The sequence below is a fragment of the Methylotuvimicrobium sp. KM1 genome (assembly GCF_044788715.1).
Classification (GTDB): domain Bacteria; phylum Pseudomonadota; class Gammaproteobacteria; order Methylococcales; family Methylomonadaceae; genus Methylotuvimicrobium.
On sequence record NZ_CP173170.1, the window covers coordinates 5,121,693 to 5,147,604 of the forward strand.

Genomic DNA, 25,912 nt, shown 5'->3' on the forward strand with positions numbered 1-25,912 from the left:
CATCATCATTTGATTAGCAAAGAGCCTAATGTTTATCACAATAAAAAAACGGTCCCCAAACCCAAAAAAGCAACAAAACCGACAACATCGGTCACGGTTGTTAGTATGACCGAACCGGATAAGGCCGGGTCGATATCGAGCTTATCCAAGACCAATGGAATTACGACGCCTGCAAAAGCTGCAATGATAATATTCACGACAATCGCGGCCGCAATCACCGAACCGATAGACAGGCTTCCGAACCAAATACCTGCAATAGCGCCGATCACTAAAGCCCATAACAGGCCATTGAGTATGCCGACGCTGACTTCTTTAATCAAAAGCGGCTTAAAATTCCCCTTACTGATTTGACCCAACGCGATGCCTCTGATGATCAATGTTAAGGTCTGACTGCCGGCAATCCCGCCCATCGATGCGACAATCGGCATCAACACCGCTAATGCAACGATTTGCTGTAAAGTACCTTCAAATAAGCCAATGAACCAAGAGGCCAGAAAAGCCGTTAACAAATTGATTCCTAACCAGGTGGCTCGGCGTTTGGAGCTACGAATCACAGGAGCGAATAAATCTTCGTCTTCATCCATACCCGCAGTTGCCATCAATTGGCTTTCATATTCTTCGCGAGTAATTTCCAAAGCCAAACGCATGGTGATTCTGCCTAATAACAATTGATTGGCATCGATGACCGGCAATGCAGTTAGCCCCGAATGTTCCATCTTTTCCGCAGCATCGGTTAAATAACTATCCGCCGACACAGTAACAGGATCGTCAATGCATAATTCGATCAATGGCGTAAGAGGGTCCGCAGCATACAATTTATGAACAAGAACGGTGCCGACGAAAGCACCATTACGCTGAATCAGATAAATACAATCGGTGTACTCGGGCAGATTTTTGCGGATCAAACGCATCGCCTGTCTAACCCTTGCCGTCCTTGGCAAAATCAATAACTCGTGATCGACATAGCGGCCGATTCGTTCATCGTCATATTGCGCCGACAACTGATAATGCTTGCGCTGATTGACATCCATATTGCCAAGCGCTGTATCGATCACCGACTCCGGCAATGTTTCCGCCAGTTCGATCAAATCCTCGGCATGTAAGCCGCTCAGCAAACTCTGCAATTCCGATTCTGCGAAGCTTTCGATGATCGTCTGTCTGGGCTCGGAACGCATGGCGACCAAAACATCGACACGATCTTCGACAGGAACCTGCTGCCAACGCTCCAAACGTTGGTGCACGGGCAGGGATTCCAACAATAATGCCAATTCGGTACTTTCCAATTCTTCTATGGCTTGTTCAAAAACAGTTTTTTGATCTTCATTTTCTGCTTCGTTAAGACGCTCGACCAAATGACTGATTTCTTCGTTCATTGCTGCCCTCCCTAATTGGGTCCCGCAAACGGGACTTTGTAAACGTTAAGCCAAAAAAAGGGCCCGTCAGGGCCCTTTTCACATTATTATTCGGCAACCCATTTTAAGCATATCGTTGATTATTAAACATATTTAATGCCATATATTTCATAAACCTAAATCTACACTCCGAAATAACCACGCACAGCCTCAAGCGATAAACCATCCGCTCGGACGTTATTCGGTCAAAACAACCATGCATTGGAATTGAGAAAGTAAAAAAGAATCTGAGCATCGAATCAACAATAACAGGCAATAGTCCTGTGTTAAATAAGCATTGAATTATGAAAGCCATTTGCTGTGAATGCAATAAAAACCTCGCCTTCATGTCATTTGAACGACTGAATTAAAAAAACCTACTGAATTCATAAGAAATTAAGAACTTTTTATGTATTGAAAAGTCAGAGCTTAAATCAATCGATCGAGAATCGCTAATACGGCCGAGAGAGCGGACGACTTTGAATCAAGCGACCGATTCGATGGTAAAAGTCGTCGAGACTAGCGGTGAAAACCGACCTTTCCGGCAGTTGATTCGACTTGAACAAATACTGTGCACCGGTACCGCCGACCCATAACTGGATATCTTTCGGCAACGCTTCGGACAGATTATTTAAGTTTTGAATCATAGCTTGTTCAGGTGGGGTATTAGCGAAACTCATCACGATAACAGAAGGCTTGAGCCGGTTTCCGGCGTTTAACAAGTCTTCCCATGGCAAATCGGGGCCGATGTAATAGCATTTACATCGCTGGCTAGCGGCTAACCAGCAGCTTAGCAATATTCCGAATTCGTGATGTTCTCCGGTCATGGTCGCAAACATCACACCGGGATTGGTTCCGGAAAATGGCTGTTCGTGATTCACCATGCTTAACACGATTCGTTTAACACAGGCGGAAAATAAATGCTCTTGAGCAATTGTCAATTTACCTTCATGCCAAAGATTACCGACTTTTTCCAGCGTCGGCAAAAGAACCTCCCGGGCATAGCAGAGGGGGTCCATTGCGATCAGCGCCCTCCTAAGCAAGTCTTCGCAAACATCCATGCGAAACTGCAGCAGAGCATCGACAATCCGCACAAAAAACAATTCCTGATTGGCATTAGGCGCATTTTGATTGGCGTTCAACAGATTCTGTAACTCATCGTTACTCAAATCTGCGATTTTGCTAATCGTAAAACCTTGCTGAGTGGCCGCTAGCAAGAGCGTCAAACGCTCGACATCTTGCTGGGTATAAAGACGCCGGCCTTTGCTGTCCCTAACGGGATTAACGGTTCCGTAGCGCCTTTCCCAAGCTCTAAGTGTTTCGGTGTTTATGCCTGTGAGTGAGGTCACGGTTTTTATTGTATACATTTATGCACAGGTTTTGTTTATGATTAATGTTTGACAAACATTGTACTCAGGAGTAATGTTTAATCCAAGCTTTAGTTGATTCAACAAAGTATTTACTCAGGGTATATAACCAGTTACTTGGTAAGGGGCAATCCACTATGACCCAAATGAACTATTCAATGCTAAACAATCAGTACCGTTCCGGCAGTTTTCGAGGCGTTTATAAGGAAGCTTCACTTGAAACCGATTTAATGCATTTAAGGCGACCGCAAATCGACACCCTAAACAACGATTCCGATGAAATCGAATCGGAACCTGCCGATGCCGAATTATTTGCGGAAACCGAAGCGCTGTCCTCATCGAATAATGCAATGACATTCATGCAGAATGGAGGCGACGAGTTATTGATCCATCAGCAAAATGCATCGGTTTTAACTGCCGAGGAATTAACCTCGCTAGCTCAACAGATGGAACAAAGTCGCTTGAAATTATCGCGTTTGATGATTTATTCGGATTCGGGACTGTCTGTTATCGCCGGCGAATTTGTTAGCGCTATTAGCGATGGCATCGACTTATCCGAGCTTATCAGAAAAAACAATCTCGAACCTGTACAAAAAGACAACGCTGCACAGGATACCGCTAAACAGCTCGCAAGCAAGTTATTAGAGTGTTTTCAGCAAGTAATCAACGCCAAAGGTAACCCGCATTCAAGTACCGTATTTACCGAATGCAGACACTTACTGGAAGATCTTCATCTTTTACCTAATTTCCTGCAACAAATCGTCAAGGTCTTAACTTACCGGCTCAAGGATCGAGCACTCAACGGTGATGATTTGGAGTTGCTGAAATCCGCGTCGATCGAGCAACAACGAATGATTTCCTCAAGACGTGCGATGATCAGCGGCAACCTTAGGCTAGTCACGTTCATTGCCCGTCAATATCATCATTCTTCGGTGCCGTTTACCGATTTAATACAAGACGGAACAGTAGGGTTGATTAAGGCGGTTGACCGTTACGATTGGCGACGCTCGGTGCGCTTTTCTACTTATGCGATTTATTGGATCAAGCAAAGCATCACTCGAGGCATGGTGAGACAGGAAAAAATGGTCCGCCTGCCTTACAACATCGCGGCAAAAGCGGCCGCGGTGTTCGAAACGATGAACGATTACCTGGTCAAACACAACCAATGGCCGACCAATAAAACACTTGCCGAAATCTGCGCCTTGCCCGAAGAGGAAATCAAAGCCATCGTCAATAATTATCAACCGACCATTTCGCTCGATAACAGTATCAATGATGATGAAGATTTACCGGCGATCGTCGATTCGATGGAGCAGAACCATTTTCCGCAACCGATCAATATATTGGCTAATACGGCATTGAAAAACTGTTTGAGGAAGGCTATCCAAACCCTGCCCGAACGCGAAGCCGACATCATCAATTGCCGCTTCGGACTCGATAGCGATACCGAAATGACGCTGCAAGACATTGCCGACCGGTTGTCGTTAACGCGGGAACGGGTCCGGCAAATCCAGAACAGTGCGCTATTGAAATTAAAAAATAAATTCAGCAGTGATCTAGTCGATTTTCTTGAGCCCGGTTAAACCAAATGATTTGTTTAGCAAGCAAGGGGGTCGCTAACGTAAACATAACCAAATTAAGACTGGTCGCTGAACAATACGGCATCGAGTTGGTCGATATAGGCATCTAGCAAAAGATCTGCCCGACGAAGTCAGCAGTTCGGTATTTCGCAGAATGGAAGCCGAACGTAAAAAGGCGCGAGGAAACCCGCTCACAAGGTGCGGAACTTGCAGAACAAATTAGCGAGCAGACCGATAAGGAACGCGAAATTATTTTGGCCAACGCTTATCGTGAAGCCGAACAAATACGAGGACGTGGCGATGTCAAGTCGGCCGAGATCTATGCGGTCAGCCATGGCAAAAATGAAGAGTTTTATGCATTCCAGCGAAGCTTGAACGACTATCAAAAATCGTTCGAAAATACTCAAGATACTCTGTTATTGGAACCGAAATCAGATTTCTTCAGGTATTTTTCGAAAGAAGAATGATATCCTCATACATCTCTAAAGAGGAGTAAATTTAAATGAAATCAAATGCACTTAAAATCGTCATCTGGATAGCGGTAGGGCTTACGCTATTCACGGCATTTAGCCGAATGGGCCCGCAAAACGACAGTAACTATGCCTTGTCATACTCTGACTTTATCGAAGACATACGGGCCGGAGTCGTTTCTGAAGTCACGATCAACGGCGAGGAAATCAATGGTCGCCGGCGTAACGGGGAAAGGTTTATGACCTATAACCCTAACGATGCCAAAATGATCGACGAATTGTTGGAATACGGCGTCAAAATCAAAGTCACATCACCGCCGAAACAATCGATGCTGATGCAGATATTTATCTCATGGGCACCCATGTTACTGTTGATCGCAGTCTGGGTTTATTTCTTCCGAAGACAGCAAGGCGGCGGTATGGGCGGCCAGATGAATTTCGGTAAAAGCAAGGCCAAGTTGCTTGAGGAAAACCAAATTAAGGTCAAATTCACTGATGTTGCCGGCGTTGAAGAAGCCAAGGAAGACGTCGTCGAAATGGTCGATTTTCTGAGAGACCCCGCCAAATACGAATTCCTCGGCGGTCAGATACCACGTGGCGTTTTGATGGTCGGTCCTCCGGGAACCGGTAAAACGCTGCTGGCTCGGGCTATTGCAGGTGAAGCTGGTGTGCCGTTTTTCTCGATATCCGGTTCGGATTTCGTTGAAATGTTTGTCGGTGTCGGCGCCTCTCGAGTTCGCGATATGTTCGAACAAGCCAAGAAACGCGCACCGTGCATCATCTTCATCGACGAGATCGATGCGGTCGGCCGTCATCGCGGCAACGGCATGGGCGGCGGCAATGACGAACGCGAACAAACCTTGAACCAATTGCTTGTGGAAATGGACGGCTTCAACGGCAACGAAGGCATCATCGTTATCGCCGCGACCAACCGCGCCGATGTACTCGATAAAGCCTTGCTGAGACCGGGACGATTCGACCGACAAGTCACGGTCAGTTTACCCGATATCAAAGGCCGCGAACAGATTCTCGGTGTACATATCAAAAAAGTACCGCAAGCCGCCGATGTCAACATCAACGACCTGGCCCGAGGCACGCCCGGCTTTTCCGGCGCGGAACTCGCGAATCTGATCAACGAAGCGGCTTTATTCGCGGCGCGTAAAAACAAACGCGAGGTGAACATGGAAGATCTCGACAAAGCCCGCGACAAGATGCTCATGGGTGCCGAAAGAAGAAGCATGATGATGCGCGAAGAAGATAAGTTGATGACAGCCTATCATGAAGCCGGTCATGCCATCGTCGGCCGTGTCGTTCCGGAGCACGATCCGGTTTATAAAGTTAGCATTATGCCCCGTGGCGGTGCATTAGGCATCACGATGTTCCTACCGGAACGGGATTCCTATAGCGCCAGCCGGGATAAGTTGGAAAGCCAAATAGCCAGCCTATTCGGCGGCCGCGTTGCCGAAGAAATCATTTACGGCAAGAACAAAGTAACCACCGGCGCTTCCAATGACATCGAGCGTGCCACTCAATTGGCCCGCAACATGGTAACTAAGTGGGGTCTCTCCGATCGCCTCGGACCGATGGATTATGGCCCGGATCAGAATCAAGGCTATTTCGGACCGCAAAATAAAGCGATGTCAGAACAAATGGCGCGATTAATCGACGACGAAATTCGATCGCTGGTCGACAAAAACTATGAGCGTGCCAAACAGATTCTCACCGATCGCATGGACATCCTTCATAACATGGCTGATGCATTAATGCAGTGGGAAACCATCGATAAGTTTCAAATCGATGATTTAATGAATGGCAAAAAAATTGCCCCTCCGGTACCGGAAGATGATGACAAGGACGAACAACCCCCTGTCACGGTGACGCCGGATACAACGGGCGGCAGCAATATCGGTCAAAGCGGCCTGGCAACCTAGCCGCTGACAATGTCCTCCTCTATAAAGTCCTCCTGCTCGGTTCTTTCAGGAGGACTTTTTTTTTAAGGATTTGGTGATAAATAATTTCCCTTTTTTATGGAAGGTTTGGTAACTCGATTGGCAGGTGTCGGCAGCAGGGCAGATTTTTGCTCCTCGGCAACTGCTGAGTTACAAGGATGTAACGAATGCAGAAAATGCAGGAGCATTTTTCTGCCCTGCGTTGCTCTAATACACGCCATCCATGGCGTAATGCAAAATCTGCATTCACCCAGCACCTAAATTTCATAATCCATTGTCTATGGTTAACTATCTTGGATAATTTAGGTGCTGGGTTCATGTCATCCATGGCAATCAGATTCCGCCGTCAAGCCTACATGGACGTATTCACGGCATCCTGCCAAGCGAGTTACCGAACCCTCGACAAAGCTATAACTCCAGGAAGTTATTGTTCACGAAATCCTAAGGATAATCTCATGAATAGTTTTGCAACAAAAAGCTTAACCAGCTTCAAATATGCGTTGGAAGCTAATTATTATGTCTCTCTGGCCGTCAGTATCGCAGCAGCAACCCTATCCTTTACGAGTAACCAAGCATTTTTCGAGCTCAACACCGACCTTTACGGCCCTTTGAGTAATAACATCAAAATCATGATGATTTATATTGTACTAGCGGAATTATCGATATTCGCCTATTGTTTCATGAAGCAAAGCTATAAAGAATTAACAGCCGCCGGTCTTTTTTTGATTTTGTTGAGTGGTGCTCTCGAGTTTTATGGTCGCGTCAATCACATTCCGATCGATCATACTTATCGCCTGTTTTTTCTCTATGCCGGCCTTTCACATATCGCTTATGGTTTATTATCATTCCTACCCGTAAAACAGGAACACGACGATCAACATGTCGAGGAATCTCGATAAACAAACCGGCTAAATTTGTTGTTGCCACTCTCACTACGGAGCCCGAGTCATGAATAAATACTTAGCACGGCCACATTTGCGGCTTTCTGACGCGTTCTTTTGTCCGATAGCTGCGTTGCGAAAACAGTTACATAGCTTGCTATGCGCCTGTTTTCGCGCCTTGCTACCGAACAAAATAACATTGCCATTAAAACCGCAAATATGACCATGCGAAGTATATTACTAACAGGCGGCACCGGTTTTATCGGAACTCTTTTGACCAGACAATTGAGCGGTCAGGGTCACCAACTTACGGTACTTAGCCGGAACCCCGAACGCGTTCCGTTAATTTGCGGCCCCGGCACAAAAGGCCTGGGCAAGCTCGAAGATATCACTCCGGACCAACGATTCGACGCAGTCATTAATCTGGCCGGCGCGCCAATTTTCGACAAACGATGGACCGAGGCGCAAAAACGTATTATCTGGGATAGCCGCGTCTTATTGACGGATCGTTTGTTTGAAACACTGGAACGATTGGCAATAAAACCGGAAGTCTTGATAAGCGGTTCGGCGATTGGCTATTACGGCAATCAAGGCGACACGGTTCTCGATGAAGAGACGCCCGCCAAAGACGATTTTTCACATCGATTATGCTCGGCCTGGGAAAACAGTGCGCTTCAAGCCGAGCAACTCGATATCAGAGTTTGTTTAATACGAACCGGATTGGTTCTAGGTCACGGGGGAGGGCTACTACAACGTATGCTCCTACCCTTCAAGTTTGGCCTGGGCGGCCGAATCGGCGCCGGCACCCAATGGATGTCTTGGATACACCGGCAAGACTGGATCAACATCGCATGCGCCATGTTGAACGACGACTCGATGCGCGGCCCATACAATGCTACGGCGCCTAACCCCGTCACCAATCGCGAGTTCACCGAAACGCTAGCCGCCTGCTTGAAACGTCCTGCCTTACTGCCGATTCCCGCTTGGGCTTTGAAGTTACTGCTTGGTGAAATGTCGGAACTAGTACTTGGCAGCCAACGCGTCATGCCATTAAGACTCATTAATGAACTAGGCTTCAGTTTTGAATATAACGACTTGCAATCGGCACTTACCGAGGCCTTGTTATCCCACCGTAGTTAATTACTCCCTTTTGATCGAGAAACCATCTAAGAATAACATGTTATTTCAATGACTTATTATTCCTACGCACATCACCAGCAATTCCCAATTTGGGGATCAAACAGGGTGTGGGGTAGTATGCTTGGCGAGGATATCGGCAGCAGGGGCAGATTTTTGCTCCTGCAGAAAATGCAGGAGCATTTTTCTGCCCTGCATCGCCTAAAGCGCCTACTGTTGGTGCCCTAATACACGCCATCCTTGGCGCTTAGTTGTCGTCAAGCCCCCATGGATGGGTTCACGGCGTTCCTCGACAGGGATACCCTAAATCCAGTGAGAATGCTCAAACTGGGAATTGCTGGCACATCACTAAGCAGGCCGGGGTTTGCAACTCCGTCCTAAACGTTTCGACGTACCCCACCGCTTGCTATTTCGCAAGCCTCCCAAGCCTAAAAATGGTACGTGAAGCGTACCCTACGAATCGTTTGAGTTTTTAACCTATTAGCCTTATTTAACGCGCATACCCGGCACAGCTCCTTGATCCGGACTCAGTAACCAAATGTCCTTGCCGCCGGGTCCGGCCGCCAACACCATGCCTTCGGATAAGCCAAAACGCATTTTTCTCGGTTTTAAATTGGCGACGACCAGTGTCAATTTGCCGACTAGGTCTTCCGGCGCATAGGCCGATTTGATTCCGGCAAAGATATTGCGCGTTTCATCGCCGATATCGACGGTTAATTGCAACAATTTGTCCGCGCCTTCGACATGTTCGGCTTTGACGATGCACGCGATGCGAAGATCCAGTTTGGCAAAATCATCAAACTCAATCGCCTCGGCGATCGGGTCGAAACGTTTCGGTTTCGGCTCCTCGAATTTTTGCAAGTTTTCCTTTGAGGCTTCAACTACCGCAGCGATCTTGTCAGAATCGACCCGAGTCATTAGCGGCCGGAACACGTCGATCTGATGATCAAGCAACGGCTCGGCCTTATCCGGCCAAGCCTCCGGTTCCAAGTTCAGAAAAATCTCGGCTTGATGCGCCATTGCCGGCACTACCGGTTTTAAATAGACGATCAATAATCTAAACAAGTTGATGCCCATCGAGCAAATTTCATGCAGCTCCTCGTCGCGGCCTTCCTCTTTCGCGATCAGCCAGGGTTTTTTCTCGTCGATATACTGATTGGCCCGATCTGCGAGCGCCATGATTTCGCGCATTGCCTTGCCGAATTCGCGCGCTTCATAACACCGTGCAATGCCTTCATTAGCCTCGATGAAATAATCGAAAAGGTCCGGCTCCACGCAATGTTTCGAGAGCAAACCGTCAAAACGTTTATGAATAAAACCGGCGCAACGGCTGGCGATATTGACGACCTTACCGACTAGGTCAGAATTAACGCGCTGGGTAAAATCGTCGAAGTTTAAATCGATATCGTCGACGCCGGAACCGAGTTTCGCTGCAAAATAATACCGCAGATACTCTGGATTCAGATGATCAAGATAAGTGCGTGCCTTAATGAAAGTGCCGCGCGATTTGGACATCTTTTCGCCGTTCACTGTCAAAAAACCGTGCGCGAAGATTGCGCTCGGTGTTCTAAAACCTGACCCTTTCAACATTGCCGGCCAGAACAAGGCGTGAAAATAAATGATGTCCTTGCCGATGAAATGATACAACTCGGCATCGCTTTCCTCGGCCCAAAAATCGTCGAAATTCAAGTCTTCCTCGCGCTCGCATAGATTTTTAAAACTAGCCATGTATCCGATCGGCGCATCGAGCCAGACATAGAAATATTTGCCTGGCGCATCCGGTATTTCGAAGCCGAAATAAGGCGCATCGCGCGAGATATCCCATTCCTGCAGACCATTTTCGAGCCATTCGTTCATTTTGTTGCCGACTTCATTCTGTAAATGGCCTTCGGCTATCCATTCTCGCAACATGTTCTCAAAATCCGGTAACTTGAAGAAATAATGTAGCGATTCTTTTTCGATCGGTTTTTCGCCGGAAACGACCGATACGGCATTTTTCAATTCAGTCGGCGAATAGGTCGCGCCGCACGTCTCACAGCTGTCACCGTACTGATCCTTTGCACCGCATTTCGGACAATCGCCCTTAATGAAGCGATCAGGTAAAAACATGTTTTTGACCGGATCAAAAGCCTGCGTAATGCTACGCGATGAGATATGTCCACCCTCGCGCAAACGTCTATAGATCAACTCGGCGAGCGACTTGTTTTCTTCAGAGTGCGTACTATGAAAATTGTCGAACGCAACGCCAAATTCGGTAAAATCAGCCAAATGCTCTTCGGCGGAGCGGGCGATTAATTGTTCGGGCGTAATGCCTTCGCTGTCAGCCCTAAGCATGATCGGCGTGCCGTGCGTATCGTCGGCACAAACGAAATAGCATTGTTGATGCCGTTGTTTCTGAAACCGTACCCAAATATCGGTTTGAATATATTCGACCATGTGTCCTAAATGAATCGGACCATTGGCATAAGGTAGGGCACTGGTAACAAGAATTTTTCTGTCTGACATGGCTTTAACCGGCGAGAATATGATAAAAACAAACGCGCTATTATGGCATAAAACCTGGTTTTATTGGGACTTGCAAAACGATCAAAGCAAGATATACGTTTTATACCTTTCGCACTTCAAATTTCGGCGATGGTTAAAGAGGCGCCGGTGTGATCGGAAAAGGTTTTGTTTACATGAATGTATTAACGGCGTCCTTTGACGGGCACCCCGGTGCCGAATTTCAATCTACGATGGGTATAACCTAAAAAGAGTAGTTGGCAATGGTGTAAACCGTTCGTGCCGAGTCAAGTCGAAGCGTGAAGGATTTACAACATTTTCACCAGCTTGGTAAAACCCCAAATGCTCTTTTTAGGTTTAATTGTTAATTAATTACTTGCTTGCTTGCTTGGATAAGCGAGCCAAAACCGCTAACAGTTTTGATGTGTGATATTTCCCGCATGTCCAATTTCGTTATTGACGTATAGAATGACAGGGGCCCGCGATCCAAGTCTCGATGAATACATCCATTTGGATGTTTTTAATCGAATTATCGTAAATGCATTACACTTGTCTCAGTAACGACTTGCATTTATTCCGCTTTATGAATCAGCCTACGACGAATATCGATGTCCTTTGCGTAGGACAAGCCACTTATGACCTTATTCTTTCGGTACCGGTTCACCCCGGCGCCGATGAAAAAGTGTTTGCCGACCGCTTTGCCGGCTGCGGTGGAGGGCCTGCCGCTAATGCCGCGATAACGGTTGCTCGGCTCGGTTTCAATGCGGCTTTTGCCGGTTATTTAGGCGATGACTTATTCGGTAACAAACATTGGCAAGAATTGCTCGATGATGGCGTCGATACCTGTTTTGTTTTTAGAGGCAAGGCACCGACACCACTGTCTGCAATACTGGTCAAACCCGACGGCCGGCGCGCACTGATTAATTACAAAGGCGCAACTCTACCCTTGCCCGCCGGTGCGATCGATTATTCGAACATCGAAACCAAGGTCATGCTGTTCGACGGTCACGAACCGAATATTTCCTTACAACTGGCGCTCTATGCAAGATACAACGGTATTCCGACCGTGCTCGACGCAGGCTCGGTGCACGAGGGCAGCATCGGCTTATTAGACTTATCGGATTACTTGGTTGCTTCGGAAAAATTTGCGCGGCAATACGCCGGAGACATACCCGCCGCATTGAAGCGACTGGCGGAAATCGCACCGGCTGTCGTGATCACCTTGGGCGAAAACGGCTTGATTTGGCAACGCGGTAATGAACAAGGCGAGCTGCCGGCCTATCCTGTGATCGCGATCGATAGCACAGGCGCCGGCGACGCTTTTCACGGCGCATTCGCCGCCGCATTGGCTGCAGGCCAAGACTGGCCGGATATGTTGAATTACGCAAGCGCGGCCGGTGCGCTATGTTGTACCAAGACAGGCGCCAGACCCGGATTACCGACGCAGGAAGAAGTGCAAGATTTCTTACGTTAGATTTGCTTTATTTGTTATAGCTGGATTAGCTGTTTGACATCGCTTTTTTTAAATCATAGCATGCCCGACATGCATAATCTCCGTGCCAAACGAATGCTTTCCATCCACTTTACCGATGCCTGCAGCACATGAACAAACTCGTTCTTGCCATGATTGCCCTATCGGTTCTCACGGCGCTTATTTTCATTTTTTACTTGAAAAACGAGGGCTCGGCACCAGCCTTCGGGGGAACCGGTCGGCAATCTTCCGAAGAACGACAAAACGATGGTCGCCGCGGCGCCTTGGTCGACCAGATCGTCTTTACCCAACAAGGCGATATCGGACAGGTGGTCAACCTGATCGAAAGCGGCAGCCATCATATTTTCACGCAGGCTATCACCAGCACCACGGTTTTTCAGCGTCTTCGCGATTCGAAAAGCGCCGACTACGATATTTCCTACGGCAGCTCGGTGGAACTGACCCTCAATCCGACAGGTCCCCATTTCGCCAATGGCGAACTCAATCCCTTTCATGTTCCGGCGATACGCGAAGCCCTCAATCAACTGATCAACCGCCGTTATATTGCCGAAGAAATCTACGGCGGATTGGCTGTCCCTCGTTTTCTCCCACTGAGCACCGCATTTCCGGACTATGCGCATTTGGCCGACGTTGCCAGAGCTTTAGAACTGCGTTATCAACACGATCCCGAAGCCGCCAAACACATCATCGATAGGGAAATGCAGTCTTTGGGTGCTCAATTCGAACAAGGCCGCTGGTGGTATCAAGACCGGCCGGTACGTTTGCGTCTATTGATCCGAACCGAAGATGCACGCAAAAATATCGGCGACTATATTGGCGCGCTGCTCGAGAATCTCGGGTTCGAAATCAGCTACCTCTATCGCACCGCCGGCGAAGCTTCACGCATTTGGCTTGCCGGCGATCCTCATGCCGGCCATTGGCATCTGTACACTGGCGGTTGGGTTGCCAGCCGGATCGAGCGCGATCTAACCGATAATTTCAGCTACTATTACACCTCCAAAGGCCGCGCCGACCCTTTATGGCAGGCTTATCGCCCTTCGGCCGAATTCGACGAGATTGCCGACCGTTTGCAACGCCGCGATTACCGCACTTGGCCTGAGCGTCGGGCTTTAATGAGCCGGGCATTGCAATTAGCGCTGGAAGATTCTGTACGGGTATGGCTGGTGGATCAAATCAATGCCTGGCCCCGGGCTCATAATGTGAGACTGGCGGTCGATCTAGCCGGCGGTGTTTCCGCCTCTGCACTGTGGCCCTATACCTTACGATTCGACGATCAAGTCGGCGGAAACATGGTCATCGGCTCGCCCGGCTTGTTAACGGAGCCTTGGAATCCGGTCGCCGGCAGCAATTGGATCTTCGACCAAAAAATCATCCGCGCCCTGCAAGATCCGCCGCTGCTGGCGGACCCATTCACCGGTCTGTATTGGCCCCAGCATATCCAGTCGGCCGACGTCACAGTCCAATATGGCGTACCATTGATCATCAGTCACGATTGGCTGACGATACACCGAGCCGAAACCATAAACGTTCCCGGCAATGCCTGGATTGACTGGAATAGTCATGACATGCGCTTCATCACGGTCGCCGAAAAATATCCCGATGGACTTGAGGCACGCGGCCGCATTCGTATTCGATATAAGGATGATTATTGGCAACGGCGCTGGCATGACGGAACTACGTTATCCCTGGCCGACTTACTGCTGCCTTGGATTCTTAGCTTCGAACGGGCCGATCCGAACAGTCCGTTATACGACAGCGCCCATGTGCCCAATTTCGAATCCTTTCAGGGTCATTTCCGTGGATGGCGTATCGTCTCGAAACAACCGCTGATCATCGACATCTATAGCGATCAAATCCATCCCGACGCCGAGGTTACGGTTGCCGACAAGAGCCCTAGCGTCTTACCTTGGCATACCTTGGCTCTGGGCATTTTAGCCGAACAAAACGAGCGTCTGGCCTTTTCCTCGCACAAAGCCGACCATCTGCAAATCGACTGGTTGAGCCTGGTGTCCGGCCCTAGCTTGCCGATCATGCAACAATTGCTCGAGTCGGCTAGGCTTGAAGGCTTTATTCCTTTTACCTCGCTGCTGAAACACTACTTGAGTCCCGACGAAGTAGAAACGCGTTACAAAGCACTAAGCGACTGGTATGCCGAACGCGGTCATTTTTGGATCGGCAATGGGCCTTTTTATCTGCATTCGGTGCATCCGCTCGAAGGCAGCATCGTGCTGCGCCGTAACGAAGATTTTCCGGACCCCGCCGACAAATGGCTGCGCTTCGCTCAACCGGAAATCCCCGAATTAGTCATGGGCGGTCCGATCCTCGTCAAAGCCGGTCAGCCTGCGACATTCGACTTGCAAGTCACATATCAAGGAAAGCCCTATCCGAACGACGCCATCGACGAAGTCATCTTTTTATTGTTTGACGGCGATGGCAAACTTTCGCTTAAAGGTAAGGCTGAACCGTCCGAGAACGGCATTTGGCGAGTGACTTTGACGACAAGGCAAATTTCTCGACTCGGTGCTGGCGCCAATAGTCTGGAACTGGCGGTTAAATCCAACCGTATCGCGCTGCCGTCGTTCGCCTCTCACGGCTTCGCAACCTTACCCGCCGACGAATCGATTCCCGAAGGTATCGAACCATGAACGGGTACTGACATAGCACAATGTTTATAGCTTGTTTTTTATTACCATGAAGGGCATGAAGATAATGAAGGGAAGAAAATTGAGTGCTTTATCAACTGTCCCAATACCGTAATACAGAATTTTCAAATCCAGTTAACCTAGAAAAAGCATTTCATCAAGAAGAATAGGATATTAACTCAATAACTTATTATGCGTTTGAATAGAGCTTTCGCTCACCAAAAAGGTTAACGAGAAGATTTTGGTAATTTCTTGAAATCCTTCATGCACTTCATGTGCTTCATGGTAAAAAATAAGTGACATATTTTGGAATCAACACCCCTCATGAACCCTAGTCAAGACCCAAGTATTCCGAAGAAAGCTGAGGGATTGCTTCGCGATCTCAAACTGATGCTGTTATTGGCCTGCAAACGCATTATTGCGTTGGTGCTAATGGTTTTGGTCGGCGTCTATCTCACTATATTGATTGCCAACATGGGAGGGCGCGTGGACGAATTGCGCCTGGTGCAAATCCGTAGCGAAATTTCCGAAGCCGTGCGCGGCGACTTGTCTTTCCGCGAACTCGACAGCGCGGAGCGTAATCAACTGATACAACGCCGCGTAGACTTGGAAGTTCAAAGACTTAACCTGGACCGACCTTTTCTGCTGCGTAGTTTCAGTTATCTTTACCGCGCGATGCGCCTAGATCTAGGGCGCGCCGAACAGATGCACAGCGACAAGGGCTCGCGCGAAGTCCATGCCATCATCCTCGAGCGCTTGCCGGCCACCTTGCTTTTATTCGGCACGGCCAATCTGTTGATTTTTTTCTTGTCCGTCTATACCGCCTTATGGCTGTCCCGGCACTACGGCAGTTTCATGGATCGTATCGTCATCGTTTTGGCACCGACTTCAGCGGCACCGGCTTGGTTCTACGGTATTTTTTTGATTCTATGCTTCGCTTTCCTTCTGCCGATACTGCCTGCCGGCGGCATGGTGCGGGCGCCGCCGCCGGAAGACAATTGGAACTATACGCTCAGTGTTTTGAAACACATGGCTTTGCCGGTGCTGGCCATGCTGCTGTCGCAAATTTTCATTTCGATCTATTCCTGGCGAACCTTCTTTTTGATTCACTCCAGCGAAGATTACGTGGAAATGGCCAGAGCAAAAGGCTTACCTTCGCGGATGATAGAGCGGCGCTATATTTTAAGGCCGACGCTGGCGCCGGTCATTACCAGTTTCATGCTGATGCTGATCAGCATGTGGAGTGGTGCGATCATTTTAGAACGAACCTTCAGCTGGCCAGGCCTTGGCACTTTGATCTTTCAAGCTATCGGCCATCATGATACGCCGGTCATCATCGGCTCGGTGGTGATCTTCGCATATTTGCTGGCCTTCTCCATCTTGGTGCTGGACATCGTGTACGGCATCGTCGATCCGCGCGTACGTATTGGAGTCTCCCGATGAGATACTGGAGCGAACGACTGTGGGAACTGCGCCGATATCCTTCCGCGTTACTCGGCATGGCGATCATTTTCTGTTTAGTCGGTTTATCGATTGTTACGGTTATCGCAATACCCTATGACGAAGCCCTAGAACGTTGGCGTGGCGGCGATTACTGGCGCATGCACCCGCGAAATGCCGAACCGGTATGGCTCGATCGCTTGCAAGGCGGCAACAAGCCTAAAACCTTGGTTATTTCCAGCCTTTCCGCCGAAACCGAATCGGTGGCCTTTACCGGTGGCAAGCGCCTGAAGATACCCTTGCACTTCGACTATGATTTTTCTGAGTTTCCGAGTGAAATCAACTTGTTTCTGAAGTCGGAAAAGCACACCCGGGAACCCTTTGCCCGACTGACTTGGCATACCCCCGACGGGCGCGAAATACCGTTGGGCGGACGCCGTATCACGGCCAACGACCGTTTTTCGCTATCCCAGGATTGGGCATTGGAACGCCGCCTTGGCCTACTCCCCCATGTGGGTTTGCTGGCGCGGCCCGGCACTGACTCGCCTGACGTTTTGCCCGGACGCTACACGCTGGTCTTGGATGCCGTATTATTCGACGAAGCCGCCGAAATCACCGCCGAACTGGTTGTTTATGGGCGCGTTCACGGCCTCGCCGGTACCGATCATCAGCGCCGCGATTTGCTACTCGCGCTGCTGTGGGGTACGCCGATCGCGCTGGCTTTCGGCCTCTTGGCGGCTGTCGGCACGACGCTGACGACCTTAGTGATCGCAGCGGCCGGCGTCTGGTTCGGCGGGCGCCTCGATGCCACCATCCAACGACTCACCGAAATCAACATGATTTTACCGTTGCTGCCGATACTGGTCATGGTCGGAACGCTCTATTCAACCAGCATTTGGCTAATGCTGGGCGTCGTGGTGCTGCTCGGCATCTTCAGCGCCAGCGCCAAAATGTACCGAGCAATGCTGCTGCCGATACGCGAGTCTCCGTACATTCAGGCCGCGCAAGCCTACGGCGCCAGCGATAGCCGCATCATTTTGCATTACTTGGTCCCGCGCATTCTGCCGGTGCTGATTCCTACCTTCGTAACGCTGATCCCGGCCTTCGTTTTTCTGGAGGCCTCGTTGGCGGTGCTAGGGCTCGGCGATCCGGTGCTGCCGACTTGGGGCAAGGTGCTCAATGACGCGCAAAACGAAAGCGCTCTGTACAATCACTATTATTATTGGGTGCTGGCTCCGGCTTTGCTGCTGATGCTGACAGGTCTGGGTTTTGCATTGCTCGGTTTTGCGCTGGATCGTGTGTTCAACCCCAGGCTACGGCGGATCTAATGATGACAGAACCCCTGCTCAAAGTAGAAGATCTGAGGCTTGCCTATCAGACCGAACGCGGCGTCGTCACTGCAGTAGACGGCTTGAACTTCGAAATTCGGCGTAATGAAGCGCTAGTGGTACTTGGCGAGTCGGGCTGTGGCAAAAGCTCGTTGGCCAAGGCCCTGTTGCGGGTACTGCCGCGCAATGTCTATCACTATTCGGGCCGAGTGCTGCTTGACGGTGTCGACATCATGGCCCTAAATCCCGAGCACTTTCGCAGGGACGTTCAATGGCTGCGTATTTCTCTAGTGATGCAGGCTTCGATGAACGCCTTGAATCCGGTCGTGCGAGTCGGCGAGCAAGTTGCCGAACCGTTGTGGGTGCATCGCGGCTGGTCCCGAAATAAAGCTATGGCCCGTGCCGGTGAAGTGTTCGAGCTGGTAGGCGTCTCCGGCGATTTTCTGAAGCGCTATCCTTTCGAACTTTCCGGAGGCATGCGCCAACGGGTGGTACTGGCAATGGCCTTGGTCGCGGAGCCGGAACTGGTGATCATGGACGAGCCGACTTCGGCGTTGGACGTTCTGACGCAGGCCGGCATCATGAATCGATTGAAACGCATCAAGCGGGAACTGGGCACCAGCTTCATGCTGATTACTCACGACGTCGCCACATCCAGCGAAATCGCCGATCGTGTCGCGCTGATGTATGCGGGTCAAATCGTGGAACTTAGCAGTGCCGCGCAGTTTTTTGCAAAACCGGCCCATCCTTACGGAAAGCTGTTGATGGATAGTGTCCCTCGCCTGCATCAGACCCGGCAACCCGATCACATTCCAGGTCAACCGCCGAACCTGATGCTGCTGCCTTCGGGCTGCCGTTTCGCCGATCGCTGTCCGGCCCGATTCGACCGCTGCGATGAAGATCCTGTGCCGATAACCTTATCGGAACGAAACGAAGTCCGTTGTTGGCTTTATGCGGACCCTACCGGAATAACCAACCCTCACGAGTTGGTTAATAGTCCGACTCCCGTTTTGGAAACACAGCCGTTAAGCAAAGAGGTTTTGATTACTGCACAAGACCTGCATACCTGGTTCGAATTAAAGCAATGGGGATTTATCCGGGCGGGCTATGCGCGCGCGGTGAATGGCGTAAACTTCCATCTCTATCGCGGCGAGGCGGTTGCCTTCGTCGGCGAAAGCGGTTGCGGCAAAAGCTCCTTGGCGCGCACCTTACTCGGTCTACATAAGCCGACTCAAGGCGAAGTCGTCTTCGAAGGCCGCCATATGCATGACTTAAATAAGCATGAACTCAAGCAATACCGGGCGCGTGTCGGCTATGTGCAGCAAGACCCTTTCGGCGCGCTGCCGCCCTTCATGACAATCCGTCGCGCCTTGAGCGAGCCGCTGATCATTCACGGCGTAAGCGACCCGAAGGAACGTGAAGCACGCATTCGCGCTGCGCTGGAGGAAGTGCGCCTGTCGCCGGCCGACGATTATTTGCCGAAGTTTCCGCACATGCTCAGCGGCGGTCAGCAACAGCGGGTCGTTATTGCCCGGTCGTTGATTTTACAACCGGCGATGATCATCGCCGACGAGCCGGTCTCGATGTTGGACGCCTCGGTACGCGTCGAGATCCTGCGTCTGCTGCGAACAATACAAAACAAGCGCGAGCTGACGCTTGCCTTCATCACACACGATTTATCCACCGTGCGGCATTTCGCCGACCGCATTTTCGTGATGTACGGAGGCCGCATCGTCGAAGCAGCCACTGTCGACGATTTGCTCGACTTTCCTCAGCATCCCTATACGCAAGCCTTGCTAGCGGCCACCGCCGACCCCGATGCCGAGAATGCCGCTCAAGAACGCGAACTACCGGGCGGCGAACCGCCCAGTCTGTTGCACCCGCCGCCGGGTTGCCACTTTCATCCACGCTGCCCGCATGCCATCAAAGGGCTGTGCGATGTAGAAGAACCGCCGGAACTCGAACCACGCACCGGGCACTATTCGGCGTGTTGGTTGCATGAAGAAAAATAATGCTGCAATACTGTTTGAGTTTAATTCCTCAAGCGAACACTAATAGCCTAAGCTATCGAAAAAACCATTTTTAGTTAATTGCTGTGTTTCCGGTTTTTAAACTCAAAATATTTCCTGATTAGCAAGATGCTTCAGCTTACCGAAGCCAAGTGTCCGAGCAGGAGCCAGTCGTAGTCGCAAAAACCAAAAATATGCTGTTACCCAAGCTCCGGCTTGGGTAACCTGTTCAGGAAGCTCTAGCTTCCCGACAATCAAGAAAGATTGAACAAGCGAGCCGGGGGTGATTGAGAATGTGCGAAGGTTGTGTCGGTCTCAGGAAGCTGGAGCTTCCGGGGGGGCTTTCCCAAGCTGGAGCTTGGGAAAGAGCGTGATGTGGGTTGGCCGTTTTAGCTTGACGCGCATGGCTTGCGAACCCCGTCCTGCTATGGATATGCTGATCTTTGGGCTTTAGCTGAAGAAGCTTACTAATCAGTAAATATTTTTGAAATTATTGGTGTTCATAGGCTACTAATCGCCAGGTGTAGGGTGCGCATCGCGCACCTGAGTCGGGCTCTTGACGGTTCGGTACCGTGGAAAGGTGCGCGATGCGCACCCTACAAGATTGCACTTACTCTTCCCAAGCACGACCGTCACGCGCCAACAATGCGACCGACGCGACCGGCCCCCAACTTCCTGCGGAATAGGGTTTTGGCGCAATTTTTCTACGCGCCCAAGCATCTTGTATCGAATCGACCCATGCCCAAGCCTGTTCGATTTCCTGCCGACTCAGGAACAAGGTCGGATCGCCGCGCATCGCTTCCAAAATCAGCCGCTCGTAACCGCCGAAAAACGGACTGTTTTTGAACGTTTCAGAAAAGCTCAAATCGAGTTTATTCTGTTGTAACGTGATACTGCCGCCTATACCGGGTACCTTATTGAGCATTTCGATTTCCACGCCTTCTTTCGGCTGTAAATGAATGATCAACTTATTCGGTGGCAATTCGCGGTAACTGTCCTTGAAGATATTGTGCGGCAAGCGCTTGAAATAAACGACGATTTCGGTGCGCTTATTTTGCATGCGCTTTCCGGTACGCAGATATATCGGCACGCCGGCCCAGCGCCAATTATCGATATCGACGCGCACCGCGACGAAGCTTTCGGTGGTACTCTCCTTATCGGCACCTTCCTCCTCGGTATAGCCCGGCACGGCTTGTCCTTTCATGTAACCGGCGGTGTATTGCCCTCGCACGGTCACTTCTTCGACATTGTCGGCGGTAATCGGACGCAAGGCTTTCAACACCTTGATTTTCTCGCTATGAATGCTTTCGGCTTCCAGCGACGCGGGTGGTTCCATTGTGATAAAGGTCAGGATCTGCAATAAATGATTTTGCAGCATATCCCGTAGTTGCCCGGTTTTATCGAAATACTCCCAACGGCCCTCGATTCCGACTTCCTCGCCAACGGTAATTTGAATGTGATCGATGGTATTGTGATTCCAATTGGTCGTAAAAATCGAATTGGCAAACCGTAAGGCCAACAGATTCAGAACCGTTTCCTTTCCTAAATAATGATCGATACGGAATACCTGATCCTCGTTAAACACTTCAGCAACGGCATCGTTGATTTCCCGATTGGAATTCAGATCGTTGCCGATCGGTTTTTCCATCACCACTCGCGATTCTCGAGTCAAAATTTTCGCTTTATCGAGACCCTGGCAAATATTTTTGAACAAAAACGGCGCAACGGCTAAATAATTGACCAGTACCCTGGATTTAGAATCGATAACTGCATTCAATTGTTTATATTGATCGAGCTGAGTTAGATCGATCATGAGATATTGCATTCGAGCCGAATAACGCTGCCAGACTTCATCGTCGATCGTCTCGTTCAGATAAGACTGTAAACTTTTCCTAGCGACTTTAATGAAACCGCCCTCTTCGAGAACATGACGGTCAATACCGATGATACGAGTCTCGGGCTCGATCAATTCGGATTTTTCGAGCCGATATAACGAAATTAATAATTTGCGCGTCGATAAATCGCCTAATGCGCCATATATGACCAGGTCACACGGTTTGAATTTTTGATTTGATTTCATTGAATTTGATGAAGAATAAACCGATTTTCGGCTACTTAATTAGATTTGAAAAAAATGAAAGAAAAACTGAAACCGCTTCCCTACGTTCATTTATCTTTCCATTTGATATTGCAACCGATGCTCGGAACTTGCTGCGGATCGATGGATTTTTCGGCCAGTAAGTTATCCAAGGCCGCGCGTAAATCGCTACCGGTCAACGGCACATCGTTTTTAGGGGTCGACCCGTCCAAGCGTCCGCGATAAACACAAGATAGGGCTGCATCGAATACATAAATATCCGGCGTGCAAGCAGCTTGATAGGCTTTCGCAACAGACTGGCTTTCATCGTAAAGATAAGCGGCGAAAGGATTGCCCCATTCCCGCATCATTGTTTGCATTTTATCCGGCGCGTCCTGCGGATAATTGACGATATCATTAGCGCTGATCGCAATCGTGCTAATGCCCTGTGCTCGATACTCCTCAGCAATGGTGATCAATTGATCTTTGACATGCAGAACATAAGGGCAATGATTACACATGAAGAGAATCACCGTACCTTTTTCACCTTTCAATTCTTGAAGCGTTTTAGTCGTTCCGGTCACGGTATCGGGTAATTCGAAATCCGGAGCACGGGTTCCTAAAGGCATCATATTAGATTTGGTCGCTGCCATTCTATACACTCCTATGTCTTGCTTGGATAATCTTAAATCATATCGAAAGCGGAATTATAAAGCCTTAACCCAAACATGAATAGCTACGCCGCTTTGCAAATGACGGGTTTTACTTTATGAACCCTTTAGCCGGCATTGTTGAATTGTCTATGAAATATCCGGTCCTATTGGTTTTAATCCCTTCATTTAATGAAGAATCGTTCAACTTTGTTAGCTGCGGAGTATGCTTGTCAATGACTATTACCAATGGATAACTGACTCTTTTTGAGCTATCTTGGCGGCCGACGATTTCATCCCAATTCCAAAAATGACAGTAACGATGGACTATGACCCATACGAAACATTATGCCAAGACTGCAGACTAGTCGAGCTATGTCTTCCTTACGGCTTACCGAAATCCGAGCTGGAACAGTTCGAGACAATCGTAAAAAACAAAGCGCCACTGTTAACCGATCAATATCTCTATCAACAGGACGAAAAATGCCAAAGTTTATTCGTCGTTAAAACAGGATCGTTCAGAAGTTTTATATACAGTGAGGATGGCGCGGAACAAACAATTGGATTTTATTTACCCGGGGAATTAATGGGGTTTGACGCTTTTCAGCATGGGCGCTTCACAAGCTCGAGCATAGCGCTTGAAACAAGCAAGGTATGCGAATTGCCACTATCGCAGCTTAATAAGTTATGCCGGTTGATTCCTAGTTTGCAATCTCAAATGCTGCGCGTATTAGGTAAGGAAATCGAATCCGATCATAATCTGATTTTGTTATTAGGTCATCGTTCCGCCAAAGAAAAAATGGCGACCTTTCTATTAAGGCTATCGCATCGATACAATGCCTTAGGGTTTTCGAAAACCGAATTCAATTTGACGATGAAACGGCAAGATATCGCTAATTTTTTAGGTATCACTAACGAAACCGTTAGCCGTTTGCTTGCCGAACTGAACCATCAAGGAATCATTACCATCAATCGACGCAACGTCAAAATTAACAATATGGACTCTTTAAAAGTCATTGTCGAATAATTGTTATTGAACCGAAGCTACCGCATAATCCCTTAAAGAGTAGCGGAAACCTCGGTTCAACTCGCAACGGAAAGTCGTTATTTCAACATCATTTGCGCTGAATTTGCAGAGTCGGACGGCCGGCTGGGACCTTGACCGGATTCGCTGCAAGCGGCTAAAGCTGAAACTGCAATAATGGCTAAAAACAAACGGCTAATAATTTTCATAATAAACTTTTCTCAATTGTGAGTTAAAACGTATTGTTCCTTGCTCAATCGAATCGATCGATCAATAAAACTTAACACCCTTATGGGTATAATTATTATTACATTATTAGTTAATCGCTGATTGATATAGATCAATTGTTAAACGCTTTGCTGGTCGGCATTTGTTCCTCGGCAACACCACCTTCTACACGCGATCCCTGCCGCTCCCAAAGCCTTTGACAATCCCTCACAACACATAAGAGATAAAGCATAGAGTCTCTACTAGGACAACATCCTTTGAAGGGCATCCTAGTGCCGAAATTAAACTCGTAAGGGTTTGGTCATAACTAACTTCCCTATTTTTGGAGGGTTCGGTTGCTCGATTGGCAGGTGTTGGCGGCAGGGCAGATTTTTGCTCCTCGGCAATTGCTGAGTTACAAGGATGTAACGAATGCAGAAAATGCAGGAGCATTTTTCTGCCCTGCATCGCCTAAAGCGCCTAATGTTGGTGCCCTAATACACGCCATCCATGGCGTAATGCAAAATCTGCATTCATACCATCCATGGCAATCAGTCACCGCCGTCAAGCCTACACGGATGGTTTCACGGCGTCCTGCCAAGCGAGTTACCGTACCCTCAACAACGCTCATAGTTCCAGGATGTTATACCTTTCGCACTTCAAATTTCGGCATTGTCGGAGGAGGCCTTGGGGTGCTTGGTAAAGGCTTTGCCAGCATGGAGCGGGCATAGAGCCCCTACATGGACGTATTTACGGCGTCCTTTGACGGGTACCCAAGGCCGAATTTTCATCTACGATGGGTATATTTATTACGAAATCCTAAAGGGTGTAAACAAGAACATTTAGATAAAATACTTATCTCAAGTATATATAGATGAACATATGAGCAGATATTGATATGATTAATTCGCCTGGCCTAGGCGCTAAGGACTGCTGCGATGGGCAAGAGACGCATCCCGAGTTGTTGGCCAAGGCCATACCGGACTTGCCCAATGAGAGCGAAGCCGGTCGATTGGCCGACTTGTTTAAAGCTTTAGCCGATCCTACTAGGGTAAGGATCATTGCCGCACTCCTGCACACCGAGTTATGCGTGGACGATTTGGCCAATTTATTAGATATGAGCCAATCGGCTATTTCACACCAGTTGCGATTGCTCCGTAACTTGCATCTGGTACAGTTCCGTCGATCCGGAAAACATGCTTTCTATCGACTGGTTGACGACCATGTTCGAGACTTGTTTCAACGCAGCCGCGAACATTTGGATTGTTAAAATCAAGGCGTTATCGCCCTTTATATTTAGGAGATTGCTCCATGAAACATCACATTCATACCGAACACAAGCACGTTCATAACGAACATTGCGGTCATATGCGTATCGAACATGACGGTCATGTAGATTATTTACATGACGGCCATTTGCATCATGCGCATCAAGACCATTACGACGAACACGTCATTGCTGTAACAGAAACCAACCCGGCCGTTTGTGCGCCGTTAGACTGCGCTTGCGGTCATGAAGGATGCGGGCACGCGGCCATTCCGCATGGCGATCACATCGATTACATCGTCAATGGTCGTTTACATCACCCTCACGGGGATCACTGCGACGATCACGGACCCGTAACGATAATCAACTGACGATACGGAAAATTTCTGTCGAGGTTTCGATTCACTCTCAACAGACCCGGCACCAAGATGATCTAATGACTTCGAATTTGGTGCCGGGTTGTACCAGTTCATCGGTTTAAAAAATTTTACCGTGTAGT

Annotated in this window: 20 protein-coding genes; 14 read left to right on the forward strand and 6 right to left on the reverse strand. The window is 49.0% G+C overall.

Features of this window, described 5'->3' with window-relative positions:
* Positions 1-35: 35 nt before the first annotated feature.
* Positions 36-1,373, reverse strand: coding sequence for a magnesium transporter (gene mgtE / locus ACINK7_RS22325; protein ID WP_404358841.1), 1,338 nt, complete (start codon positions 1,371-1,373; stop codon positions 36-38).
* 470 nt (positions 1,374-1,843) lie between these two features.
* A complete protein-coding gene (locus ACINK7_RS22330) occupies positions 1,844-2,758 on the reverse strand; it encodes a MerR family transcriptional regulator (RefSeq protein WP_404358843.1) in 915 nt (304 codons plus the stop codon).
* Positions 2,759-2,895: 137 nt separating this feature from the next.
* Between ACINK7_RS22330 and ACINK7_RS22335 the strand changes: the two genes are divergently transcribed.
* The 5 genes from ACINK7_RS22335 (at position 2,896) to ACINK7_RS22355 (ending at position 8,778) form a co-directional block, all read left to right on the forward strand.
* Positions 2,896-4,341, forward strand: a complete 1,446-nt coding sequence (locus tag ACINK7_RS22335; RefSeq protein ID WP_404358844.1) for an RNA polymerase sigma factor RpoD/SigA — start codon at positions 2,896-2,898, stop codon at positions 4,339-4,341.
* 251 nt (positions 4,342-4,592) lie between these two features.
* Positions 4,593-4,805, forward strand: coding sequence for a hypothetical protein (locus tag ACINK7_RS22340; protein WP_404358846.1), 213 nt, complete (start codon positions 4,593-4,595; stop codon positions 4,803-4,805).
* A gap of 35 nt (positions 4,806-4,840) precedes the next feature.
* Positions 4,841-6,739, forward strand: coding sequence for an ATP-dependent zinc metalloprotease FtsH (gene ftsH, locus ACINK7_RS22345; RefSeq protein WP_404358848.1), 1,899 nt, complete (start codon positions 4,841-4,843; stop codon positions 6,737-6,739).
* Positions 6,740-7,212: 473 nt separating this feature from the next.
* A complete protein-coding gene (locus tag ACINK7_RS22350) occupies positions 7,213-7,656 on the forward strand; it encodes a hypothetical protein (protein ID WP_404358850.1) in 444 nt (147 codons plus the stop codon).
* 201 nt (positions 7,657-7,857) lie between these two features.
* Positions 7,858-8,778: a TIGR01777 family oxidoreductase gene (locus ACINK7_RS22355; RefSeq protein ID WP_404358852.1), complete on the forward strand. Its 921-nt coding sequence runs from the start codon at positions 7,858-7,860 to the stop codon at positions 8,776-8,778.
* Between the two features lie 483 nt (positions 8,779-9,261).
* On the opposite strand, the gene metG is transcribed toward ACINK7_RS22355, so the two are convergent.
* Positions 9,262-11,280 carry a methionine--tRNA ligase gene (gene metG / locus ACINK7_RS22360; protein ID WP_404358854.1) on the reverse strand — a complete coding sequence of 673 codons (2,019 nt, stop codon included), beginning with the start codon at positions 11,278-11,280 and terminating at the stop codon, positions 9,262-9,264.
* 580 nt (positions 11,281-11,860) lie between these two features.
* On the opposite strand from metG, the gene ACINK7_RS22365 reads away from it, so the two are divergent.
* The 5 genes from ACINK7_RS22365 (at position 11,861) to ACINK7_RS22385 (ending at position 20,191) form a co-directional block, all read left to right on the forward strand.
* On the forward strand, positions 11,861-12,751 hold the full coding sequence (locus tag ACINK7_RS22365) for a carbohydrate kinase family protein (protein ID WP_404361495.1): 891 nt from the start codon (positions 11,861-11,863) through the stop codon (positions 12,749-12,751).
* A 128-nt stretch (positions 12,752-12,879) separates the two neighbouring features.
* The gene (locus ACINK7_RS22370) at positions 12,880-15,414 is read left to right on the forward strand and encodes an ABC transporter substrate-binding protein (protein WP_404358855.1); all 2,535 of its coding nucleotides are present in this window, start codon (positions 12,880-12,882) and stop codon (positions 15,412-15,414) included.
* 321 nt (positions 15,415-15,735) lie between these two features.
* Entirely contained in the window at positions 15,736-16,854 is a 1,119-nt protein-coding gene (locus tag ACINK7_RS22375; RefSeq protein WP_404358857.1) for an ABC transporter permease, read from the forward strand.
* Positions 16,851-18,179 carry an ABC transporter permease gene (locus tag ACINK7_RS22380; RefSeq protein ID WP_404358859.1) on the forward strand — a complete coding sequence of 443 codons (1,329 nt, stop codon included), beginning with the start codon at positions 16,851-16,853 and terminating at the stop codon, positions 18,177-18,179. The genes ACINK7_RS22375 and ACINK7_RS22380 overlap by 4 nt, the downstream gene beginning before the upstream one ends.
* Complete coding sequence (locus ACINK7_RS22385; RefSeq protein ID WP_404358861.1) at positions 18,179-20,191, forward strand: dipeptide ABC transporter ATP-binding protein; 2,013 nt, start codon at positions 18,179-18,181, stop codon at positions 20,189-20,191. The genes ACINK7_RS22380 and ACINK7_RS22385 overlap by 1 nt, the downstream gene beginning before the upstream one ends.
* Before the next feature lie 607 nt (positions 20,192-20,798).
* Here ACINK7_RS22385 and zwf read toward each other — a convergent pair.
* Positions 20,799-22,268, reverse strand: a complete 1,470-nt coding sequence (gene zwf / locus ACINK7_RS22390) for a glucose-6-phosphate dehydrogenase (RefSeq protein WP_404358863.1) — start codon at positions 22,266-22,268, stop codon at positions 20,799-20,801.
* A gap of 86 nt (positions 22,269-22,354) precedes the next feature.
* A complete protein-coding gene (locus tag ACINK7_RS22395; RefSeq protein ID WP_404358865.1) occupies positions 22,355-22,918 on the reverse strand; it encodes a thioredoxin family protein in 564 nt (187 codons plus the stop codon).
* Between the two features lie 319 nt (positions 22,919-23,237).
* Here ACINK7_RS22395 and fnr point away from each other — a divergent pair, with 319 nt between their 5' ends.
* Positions 23,238-23,942: a fumarate/nitrate reduction transcriptional regulator Fnr gene (fnr, locus tag ACINK7_RS22400; RefSeq protein ID WP_404358866.1), complete on the forward strand. Its 705-nt coding sequence runs from the start codon at positions 23,238-23,240 to the stop codon at positions 23,940-23,942.
* A 77-nt stretch (positions 23,943-24,019) separates the two neighbouring features.
* On the opposite strand, the gene ACINK7_RS22405 is transcribed toward fnr, so the two are convergent.
* Complete coding sequence (locus ACINK7_RS22405) at positions 24,020-24,148, reverse strand: hypothetical protein (RefSeq protein WP_404358868.1); 129 nt, start codon at positions 24,146-24,148, stop codon at positions 24,020-24,022.
* 354 nt (positions 24,149-24,502) lie between these two features.
* Here ACINK7_RS22405 and ACINK7_RS22410 point away from each other — a divergent pair, with 354 nt between their 5' ends.
* The 3 genes from ACINK7_RS22410 (at position 24,503) to ACINK7_RS22420 (ending at position 25,784) form a co-directional block, all read left to right on the forward strand.
* The gene (locus tag ACINK7_RS22410) at positions 24,503-24,877 is read left to right on the forward strand and encodes a hypothetical protein (RefSeq protein ID WP_404358870.1); all 375 of its coding nucleotides are present in this window, start codon (positions 24,503-24,505) and stop codon (positions 24,875-24,877) included.
* A gap of 167 nt (positions 24,878-25,044) precedes the next feature.
* Complete coding sequence (locus tag ACINK7_RS22415) at positions 25,045-25,416, forward strand: metalloregulator ArsR/SmtB family transcription factor (RefSeq protein WP_341326941.1); 372 nt, start codon at positions 25,045-25,047, stop codon at positions 25,414-25,416.
* A gap of 41 nt (positions 25,417-25,457) precedes the next feature.
* Positions 25,458-25,784 carry a hypothetical protein gene (locus tag ACINK7_RS22420; protein ID WP_404358872.1) on the forward strand — a complete coding sequence of 109 codons (327 nt, stop codon included), beginning with the start codon at positions 25,458-25,460 and terminating at the stop codon, positions 25,782-25,784.
* Positions 25,785-25,912 lie beyond the last annotated feature (128 nt).

Coding starts and splice junctions, on each gene's coding strand:
- metG (WP_404358854.1), bottom strand. CDS start 11,280: ATGTCAGACAGAAAAATTCTTGTTACCAGTGCCCTACCTTATGCCAAT.
- mgtE (WP_404358841.1), bottom strand. CDS start 1,373: ATGAACGAAGAAATCAGTCATTTGGTCGAGCGTCTTAACGAAGCAGAA.
- ACINK7_RS22365 (WP_404361495.1), top strand. CDS start 11,861: ATGAATCAGCCTACGACGAATATCGATGTCCTTTGCGTAGGACAAGCC.
- ACINK7_RS22385 (WP_404358861.1), top strand. CDS start 18,179: ATGATGACAGAACCCCTGCTCAAAGTAGAAGATCTGAGGCTTGCCTAT.
- ACINK7_RS22350 (WP_404358850.1), top strand. CDS start 7,213: ATGAATAGTTTTGCAACAAAAAGCTTAACCAGCTTCAAATATGCGTTG.
- ACINK7_RS22405 (WP_404358868.1), bottom strand. CDS start 24,148: ATGAAAATTATTAGCCGTTTGTTTTTAGCCATTATTGCAGTTTCAGCT.
- fnr (WP_404358866.1), top strand. CDS start 23,238: ATGGACTATGACCCATACGAAACATTATGCCAAGACTGCAGACTAGTC.
- ACINK7_RS22370 (WP_404358855.1), top strand. CDS start 12,880: ATGAACAAACTCGTTCTTGCCATGATTGCCCTATCGGTTCTCACGGCG.
- ACINK7_RS22355 (WP_404358852.1), top strand. CDS start 7,858: ATGACCATGCGAAGTATATTACTAACAGGCGGCACCGGTTTTATCGGA.
- ACINK7_RS22335 (WP_404358844.1), top strand. CDS start 2,896: ATGACCCAAATGAACTATTCAATGCTAAACAATCAGTACCGTTCCGGC.
- ACINK7_RS22420 (WP_404358872.1), top strand. CDS start 25,458: ATGAAACATCACATTCATACCGAACACAAGCACGTTCATAACGAACAT.
- ACINK7_RS22395 (WP_404358865.1), bottom strand. CDS start 22,918: ATGGCAGCGACCAAATCTAATATGATGCCTTTAGGAACCCGTGCTCCG.
- ACINK7_RS22330 (WP_404358843.1), bottom strand. CDS start 2,758: ATGTATACAATAAAAACCGTGACCTCACTCACAGGCATAAACACCGAA.
- ACINK7_RS22375 (WP_404358857.1), top strand. CDS start 15,736: ATGAACCCTAGTCAAGACCCAAGTATTCCGAAGAAAGCTGAGGGATTG.
- ACINK7_RS22380 (WP_404358859.1), top strand. CDS start 16,851: ATGAGATACTGGAGCGAACGACTGTGGGAACTGCGCCGATATCCTTCC.
- ftsH (WP_404358848.1), top strand. CDS start 4,841: ATGAAATCAAATGCACTTAAAATCGTCATCTGGATAGCGGTAGGGCTT.
- ACINK7_RS22415 (WP_341326941.1), top strand. CDS start 25,045: ATGATTAATTCGCCTGGCCTAGGCGCTAAGGACTGCTGCGATGGGCAA.
- zwf (WP_404358863.1), bottom strand. CDS start 22,268: ATGAAATCAAATCAAAAATTCAAACCGTGTGACCTGGTCATATATGGC.